At 44.6% G+C, this 7,758-nt stretch carries 7 protein-coding genes and 1 pseudogene; 5 read left to right on the forward strand and 3 right to left on the reverse strand.

What is annotated here, in order from left to right; translation table 11 throughout:
• The 5 genes and pseudogenes from LD39_RS13865 to LD39_RS13885 form a co-directional block, all read left to right on the forward strand.
• A pseudogene (locus LD39_RS13865) lies at positions 1-217 on the forward strand (glycolate oxidase); the annotation flags it as partial.
• A 5-nt stretch (positions 218-222) separates the two neighbouring features.
• Complete coding sequence (locus LD39_RS13870; protein WP_035548121.1) at positions 223-1,689, forward strand: FAD-linked oxidase C-terminal domain-containing protein; 1,467 nt, start codon at positions 223-225, stop codon at positions 1,687-1,689.
• A gap of 22 nt (positions 1,690-1,711) precedes the next feature.
• On the forward strand, positions 1,712-2,488 hold the full coding sequence (locus LD39_RS13875; protein WP_035548125.1) for a fumarylacetoacetate hydrolase family protein: 777 nt from the start codon (positions 1,712-1,714) through the stop codon (positions 2,486-2,488).
• A 91-nt stretch (positions 2,489-2,579) separates the two neighbouring features.
• Positions 2,580-3,347 (forward strand): IclR family transcriptional regulator, encoded by a 768-nt coding sequence (locus LD39_RS13880; RefSeq protein ID WP_035548128.1) that lies wholly within the window; start codon positions 2,580-2,582, stop codon positions 3,345-3,347.
• 258 nt (positions 3,348-3,605) lie between these two features.
• The gene (locus tag LD39_RS13885) at positions 3,606-5,396 is read left to right on the forward strand and encodes an L-lactate permease (RefSeq protein ID WP_035548133.1); all 1,791 of its coding nucleotides are present in this window, start codon (positions 3,606-3,608) and stop codon (positions 5,394-5,396) included.
• Between the two features lie 23 nt (positions 5,397-5,419).
• Here the strand turns inward: LD39_RS13885 and LD39_RS13890 are convergent, their stop codons facing one another.
• The 3 genes from LD39_RS13890 to LD39_RS13895 all read right to left on the reverse strand — a co-directional run.
• The gene (locus tag LD39_RS13890; protein ID WP_035548135.1) at positions 5,420-6,559 is read right to left on the reverse strand and encodes an endospore germination permease; all 1,140 of its coding nucleotides are present in this window, start codon (positions 6,557-6,559) and stop codon (positions 5,420-5,422) included.
• Positions 6,556-6,729, reverse strand: a complete 174-nt coding sequence (locus LD39_RS23130; protein WP_197061432.1) for a hypothetical protein — start codon at positions 6,727-6,729, stop codon at positions 6,556-6,558. The genes LD39_RS13890 and LD39_RS23130 overlap by 4 nt, the downstream gene beginning before the upstream one ends.
• Positions 6,713-7,758: Ger(x)C family spore germination protein (locus tag LD39_RS13895; protein ID WP_035548138.1), on the reverse strand; the 1,046-nt coding region annotated here is incomplete at its 5' end. The genes LD39_RS23130 and LD39_RS13895, both read right to left, overlap by 17 nt.

Below are 7,758 nucleotides of genomic sequence, written 5' to 3' on the forward strand. Positions count from 1 at the left end.
GGAAATGGCGGGAGCGGTTTTGGACAGGAAAATGGAGCACGTACCAGAAGATATAGAAATGATCTCGATAGGGAACCCGGGCTGTATGCTGCAAATGGCGATGGGTGTCCAGAAGTATGGCAGACGAAGCGAAATCGTCCACACGGTGCAGCTGCTTGATTGGGCTTATCAAAAAGACAAGCAAGGAAAAGAAAAAACAGCAACGGTGAAAGGGTGAGGATCATGTTCGGAAGGAATAGGAGAAAGAAGACGCATGAAGATCCGCATATTGCCAGATTGATCGAGATCGTCGGGGAAAAAGAGGTCTTGCATGAACAAGGAGATCTCTTATCGTACGACTGTGACGGGTTCACCATCCATAAGGCGATGCCAAAGGCTGTGGTTTTTCCGAAAAACACCGAAGAAGTAGCAGCCATCGTGCGTTATTGTGCTGCTAACGACATCCCTTTTCTTGCCCGTGGTGCGGGAACCGGCTTGAGTGGAGGTGCGATTCCGCTCAACAAAGAAGTGATCATCAGCTTAGTGAAAATGAAGCATTTGCTGAGTGTCGATTTTGAAAACCGTCAGGCTATCGTGCAGCCGGGGTTCGTCAATTTGAAACTGACCAATTCGATCTCGGATAAAGGGTACTACTATGCTCCGGATCCATCCAGTCAGTATGTGTGTACGATTGGCGGAAATGTCGCAGAAAATGCGGGAGGCGCCCACTGTTTGAAATATGGGGTTACAACCAACCACATTTTAGGGCTTGAAGTGGTGCTGCCGAATGGTGAAATCATTGAGCTCAGCGAAGATGGTATTCCTGACAGCCCGGGATATGATTTGATGGGACTTTTGACAGGATCTGAAGGTACACTGGGGATTGTCACGAAAATTACGGTGAGAATTTTGAAAAATCCTGAAGGGAAGCAAACAGTACTTGCTTACTTTGATCATGTTGAGGATGGGAGCCGCGCGGTTTCGGACATCATTTCTGCTGGTATTGTCCCTGCTGCTCTTGAAATGATGGACAAGACAGCGATCGAAGGAGTAGAGGCTGGAGCGTATCCCGTCGGTCATCCGGACGATATCGAGGCGCTTTTACTTATCGAGGTAGACGGGATCATTGCGGGGCTTGAGGAACAGATCGACCAGATTCTCAAGGTATGCAAAGCACGGAATGTAAGAGAAGTGAAAGTGGCGGAAAGTGAAGAGGAACGTGGCCGATGGTGGGCCAACCGTAAAACCGGGTTCGGAGCGATGGGCGCGATTTCCCCTGACTACCTTGTCCAGGACGGCGTGATTCCGAGAAGTACACTTCCTGAGGTACTGCAGAACATTGCCGAAATTAGTAAGGAATCTGGATTGCGAATCGCGAACATCTTCCACGCCGGGGATGGAAATCTTCATCCGTTAATTTTATTCGATTCTCGTATTCCAGGCGAAACGGAAAAAGCGTTAAAAGCAGGGACGGCCTGCCTGAAAGCCTGCGCAGATGTCGGAGGGTCGATTACAGGCGAGCACGGCGTCGGGATTGAGAAAAAAGAGGAAATGCGTTTCATTTTTTCAGACGAAGAACTGGACGCTCAGATCCGCATAAGAGAAGTGTTCAATCCAGACGATCTGCTGAATAAAGGCAAGCTTTTTCCGACCCCGAGCCGGTGTATGGATGTGAAGAAAATTGTCAAAGACACAGTAGCAGTCAAATAATTTTTCTAAGGAGTGAATGGATATGAAATTTGCTAGATTTTCACATAAAGATGAGATTCATTATGGTGTTGTAAAGGGTGATGATATTAGTGTAATCGAAGGGGATATCTATCACGAGTGGAGCTATACGGGCGAAGTACTTCCGCTTGAACAAGTCGAGTTATTAGCTCCGGCGGTCCCGAGCAAGATTATCGGCATCGGTGCAAACTACGTCGGCAGTGCTGAAGAACGGCCGGAAGAGCTGCCTGAAATCCCAGTGTTTTTCTTTAAACCGTCTTCGTCTGTGATCGGAACGGAAGCGGAAATTGTCATTCCGGACTTAGTGGACGAAGTGAAGTTCGAATCAGAGTTGGCGGTTGTCATCGGAAAAGAAACCCGAAATGTAGCCGAAGAGGATGTGCTGGATCATATCTTTGGTTATACGATTGGAAATGATGTAACCGCTCCTCAATTTTTCCATGAAGATGGACACTGGACCGTAGGGAAGTCGTTTGATACGTTCACACCGATCGGTCCTTATATCGAAACAGAGCTCGATCCTTCTCAAGTTTCTGTGAAAGCGGATATCAATGGTGTTGAAACCCAAAACAGCCCGACGAATCTCATGATTGTTCCGCTTGCCCATATGGTGTCTTATTTATCAAAAGTCATGACACTCGAACCTGGGGATTGCATTTTGACGGGAAGTCCATTAGGTGCGTATTTCGTCAAAAATCAAGATGTGATCGAATGTAAGATTGATGAGATCGGTACGTTGAAAAATCGTACGATTAAGTCTTCGGTTTCCATAGAATCCTAGACAGGGGAACTTCTCACCACACTGGGTCCTTTATGATTAGGACGGTCTTCCTATGCTATAATGTAGTTTACTAGGGAGTGAGGTGAGACCTTTGGAACGATTGAATATGGTCAAGTCTGTCGGGCGGGCGATGGAAGTCATTGACATCGTCAGTACGAATAAAAGCGGTGTCGGTGTCACGGAAATCGCCAGTCAGATGGATATTAACAAAAGCTCGGTCTACAGGATCTTGAATACGCTCGAGGAATACGGGTTTATTGAACAGAATAAGGAAAGCGGAAAATACAAATTAGGGTACAAATTCTTAGAAATCAGTTCTAGATTATTAGATTCCATGGATTTACGGACAGAAGCTGCACCGTTTCTGCAGTCACTTGAGGACTACACAAATGAAGTCATTCACCTGGTCGTTTATGATCAGGGTGAAGTCGTGTACCTCGAGAAGCTTGAGGGGTCCGAGACACTTAGAATGCACTCGAAAGTGGGCAGACGAGCCCCCGTGCATTGTACGTCGGTCGGAAAAGCGATTCTTGCTTATATGGAGGAAAATAGAGTCAGGGAGATCCTTGAAAAAAGAGGACTGCCGAAACACACGGATCACACGATTACCGATGTGGATCTCTTCATGAAAGAATTGAAGAATGTGAAAGAGCAAGGCTATGCTCTGGATTTAGAAGAAAATGAACAAGGCATTATTTGTATCGCGGCCCCGATTTTCGATCATACCGAACGGGTGCTGGCGTCTTTAAGCATTTCAGGTACGTCTTTACGGATGACGGAAGAAAGACTGGATGATTTGAAAGAGAGAGTGATGGAAGCAGGACGGAATATTTCGAAGCGCCTCGGATCTATTCAATAATGGAAAGCCACGCATGTCGCCACAAAACCTTTTGTAACGACATGCTTTTTTGTCGTTTTTTCTCAAAAAAAGTAAATATTCCTTAATTTTCCGAATATTGTTGAAAATAATTTTAGCTGACCTTATAATATAGAAAGCGCTTACAAAAATGTATATTTTTTTGTTTCAAAAGTGAAACGATGTTTCGTAATAAGAAACATGGGAGGGTAGAGGTTATTGGTCGTGTCCTTTAGACTAAAAACCAATGGAGGGTGAATTATGAACACCGGAACCTTAGCGTTATTATCTCTGTTACCGATTGCTGCTGTAGGTGTCTTTCTCGTAGGTCTCAGATGGCCGGCAAGTAAAGCGATGCCGATTTCGTACATAGTTGCTGTTTTGCTTGCTTTATTTGTGTGGCAAGTTCCTGGAGCCACCGTTGCTGCTGCCTCTGTTAATGGATTGGTTGTTGCGGCTACACTTCTTTATATTATCTTCGGTGCAATTCTTTTGTTAAACACGCTGCAAGAGAGTGGAGGACTGAAGACCATCCGGGAAGGATTTGTCGGCATATCCCCGGATAGACGGATTCAAGTGATCATCATTGCCTGGCTGTTTGGATCATTTATTGAAGGGTCTGCCGGCTTTGGAACTCCTGCTGCGGTTGCAGTTCCATTGCTCGTTGGATTAGGGTTCCCCGCTATGGCTGCAGTCGTCGCAGGGATGGTCATTCAAAGTACACCTGTATCTTTCGGTGCTGTAGGTACACCGATCCTTGTCGGTGTTCAGACAGGGCTTGCTGCAGATGATAGTATTACGAATAACTTTCTTTCTCTTGTTACGATGGTAGGCGGCCGGGTCGCCATTCTCCATGCGATCGTCGGTACGCTCGTTCCGTTGTTTGTCGTTGCACTCATGACAAGATTTTTTGGTAAAAACAAATCATTCAGTGAAGGAATCAAAGTTTGGAAGTTCGCTTTATTCGCAGCTTTTGCGATGACAATCCCATATGTCATCGTCGCTAACGTCCTTGGACCAGAGTTCCCGTCTATGATCGGGGGGCTTGTAGGTCTTGCTATCGTTGTCCCGGCTGCTAAAAAAGGTTTCTTGATGCCGCCGAAAGAAGAACATTGGGACTTTGAAGATTCATCCAAATGGGATCCGGCTTGGACAGGTAAGATTGAGATTAAGGATGTCGCCCACAAAAGCGGCAGCATGTCGATGGTACGAGCTTGGACGCCGTATATCCTGGTTGGTTTGTTTCTTGTTCTAACAAGGTTGAAGTCTCTGCCGTTTTTAGAGTGGATCAAATCATGGAATGTTTCGATCCCTAACATTTTCGGAACAGACATCACCGCCAGCTTCCAGCCGCTTTATTTACCAGGCACGATCTTTATTGTCGTTTCTCTTATCACCTTTGCGATCCACCAAATGAATGGAAAGGCTTATAAGGAAGCATGGGCTCATTCTGGGAAGACGATGATTCCTGCCTCAGCAGCACTGTTATTTACCGTGCCGATGGTCCAGGTGTTCCTGAACTCCGGAGGGGGTGCAGCAGGCTTTGGCAGCATGCCGATTGAGCTTGCTAATGGGGTGGCCGGCTTGACCGGAGACTTATGGCCGTTGTTTTCTACTTTTGTCGGCGGGCTGGGTGCCTTTATTGCCGGCAGTAACACGATTAGTAATATGATGTTCTCCCTGTTCCAATACAATGTAGGTTCACAAATTGGTGTCGATGCTTCCTGGGTTGTCGCCCTTCAGGCTGTCGGTGGAGCAGCAGGAAACATGATTTGTGTGCACAATGTCGTTGCCGCCTGTGCCGTCGTAGGATTGGTCGGACAGGAAGGAAACATTATCCGGAAAACACTTCTCCCGTTCTTTTACTATGCGACCTTCGCTGGTGCGCTCGGCTATTCTATCGTATGGACAGCAGAGAAAGGAATCTTCAACATCGGAACGATCATTGCAGCTATCATCACGACGCTGGCTGTTTATGTCATCGCTACCAATAAGAGAAGGGATCCGGCCACTAACCTCGAAAATCAAAAACGGTATAAAGCTGTTAAATAATAAGAAAGCCAGGCCCTTCAAACTCATGGCCTGGCTTTTTGCATAGAGGAGTTATCGCTTCCTGTTTGCTCGGCTTGCCCTGATTGTTTTTTCTTCTTCAAAAAACCAATAAGGAAGACAAATATTAGTACACAATACAAAGTGAACCAATACAACGTCCAGCTTGACGTGACGAAATTACTGAAATCCATGACTGTTTTGTGAAGGTGATTACTCATTGCCCAGATTAAAATGGCAACGGGAATGATGAAGGGTCTATAGCTTCTCGACTTGGACAGATGTCTAAAGCCCATCATCACCACTAGGAAACAGACGGTCGTTTTGAAAAAAAGTCCTGTGATCCAGGCAAGAGCGATTAAGATTTCAATTCTTTCGAAGATGGTTGTAAACTCGATATCCCTCAAGACAGAATAAGTAGGATAAGTTTCTCTTGCCACAATATAAGCCCCATCGTTTCCAATGATAAGCATTACGGCAATGACAAGAGTGAGCCCTCCAAAAATGAGCCCTGATAAGTAAACAATAGACAACTGTTTCTTACGTTGGACATAGTGAAAGAAATTCCCTAATAACAAGGCTTCAATAAAGGGGAAGCCTAGTGTCGCATAGGCTCCTTCGAAAATCGAACGGAAAGGTGTGTAGAACACAGGCTTTAATTCAATAAAACTGAAATCTTTGATGATCAAAATTAAAGATCCAATTACGATGAAAAAAAGCAGCGGCGATAACAATTCATTTAACAGAAATAAGTTTCTTACACCATGGAGGGCTGTAAATGCTATAATCCCAATCAATAGTATTTGATAAGTCCATGGATGAGCATTGGGAAAAACGCTCGAGACGATGAAATTGCTCAAGTTTCTTACAACCATAGCCGCAAGATGGAGTGCATAGAACATAAGCACAATATTCAACAAGGTACCTATCCATTTTCCAGCTGCGCGGTCAATTAGGCTGAATAAGGAAGGGTATTGGTGTTTTCTTAAAAGGAGAACATAAACAACATTCAGTAACAGACCAATAATCAACGCAAGAAGCATAGAGAGCCAGCCATCCTGCTTGGCAGCAACCACTGTCAACGCTGGAGCCATCAGGATAGAGCTGAAGATAACAAAGTTAGTGGTTACCGTAAACAACTGATATTTTGTCAATTGTATGTTCATGATGAGCCTCCAAATAGGGCGGTATAGATGGGTTTGTAAATGGCTCTCAGCCACTGGGTGATTGGGAAAAAAGAGCGATCTAACAAATAGCCGGTTGTGTAGTACATCGAAAACAGCCAGGCACCGATAATGAACCCTTTTTCTTTCCATGTTTTACTGCTTTTCTTCATTATTATCAACCCTCGCTCCAGGCGATTCCAAATATACGTGGACTTGAGTGTTTACTTCCATATTTTTATACAAATTCTCCCAGTCATCCTTCACTTTTTCCCATTGTTTCGTTTCATTTCTGAAAAGCTGGTTACGGATGCCGAAATAATCCAGCTGTAATTCCTGAGCTTTCTCAATGGAGGAGGTAAGGTCTTTCTCTAAAGTCTCATTTACAATTTGCTGGAGTTTTTCTACACCTTGATTTGTTGATAGCTTCATTGGACACGAAAACCCTTCCAGAGTAACACGGCCTTTCAAGTTAAGGTCGTACGTTAACTTTCCATTTTGAAGCTTTGGTTTAAAGTTTCTTTTCATCTCTTTTATACTAAGTCCAATGGTACCTTCTCCTTCACTGCAAGGAACAGAATAGGACAATGTCTTGCCTGTATGATTGGTGAGAATTGCGAAACTCTGTGTTTCTTTTTCAGTGAGCCAGTCCACCAGATGGTTATTTTTAAATGCTGCCACACCAGTTAGTCGTACCGCATTTTTATTACCTTCAATGTTATTTAGGACTTCCGCATTTGTCGATTGAACTTCCTCATCAACTTTCTCTACCCCAAGAGCTACAGGATCACGATTGTCCCCAAAACTCCATTTAATAAAATCCTCCAGTTTGATGCCATCCTGCATACCATGAGCCTCTCCCGATATACTGACCATCCGATCTATAGTAAACACCGAAGAATTTTCTATAGGTGTAAACAAGTTCATGATCGTTTCTGCCTTTTCCCCCTTGGCTATAAAAAACAGGTAACTGTCTCTAATTTCATAATGCCTCTCCATATAATCTATTAACTCTTTAACACCTTGGTTTCTTGCAAAATCCTCTCCTACGACCAGGGCTGATATATGAGCGAAAAAGGGTCTGCGTCCAAGCAATTCGTTCACATTGGAAAAAGCTTCAATCACATCTTTGCCTTCACTAACAAACGTATAACTGGGAGCCTGGTTGCTGCCCCCTGTTTCTTGGCCGCTTGAACTGGCTT

It is taken from the genome of Halobacillus sp. BBL2006 (genome assembly GCF_000786645.1).
Taxonomy (GTDB): Bacteria; Bacillota; Bacilli; order Bacillales; family Halobacillaceae; genus Halobacillus.

Excerpts from the sequence above, each read along its gene's own strand:
- LD39_RS13870 (WP_035548121.1), top strand. The coding sequence starts at position 223 with ATGTTCGGAAGGAATAGGAGAAAGAAGACGCATGAAGATCCGCATATT.
- LD39_RS13875 (WP_035548125.1), top strand. The coding sequence starts at position 1,712 with ATGAAATTTGCTAGATTTTCACATAAAGATGAGATTCATTATGGTGTT.
- LD39_RS13885 (WP_035548133.1), top strand. The coding sequence starts at position 3,606 with ATGAACACCGGAACCTTAGCGTTATTATCTCTGTTACCGATTGCTGCT.
- LD39_RS13890 (WP_035548135.1), bottom strand. The coding sequence starts at position 6,559 with ATGAACATACAATTGACAAAATATCAGTTGTTTACGGTAACCACTAAC.
- LD39_RS23130 (WP_197061432.1), bottom strand. The coding sequence starts at position 6,729 with ATGAAGAAAAGCAGTAAAACATGGAAAGAAAAAGGGTTCATTATCGGT.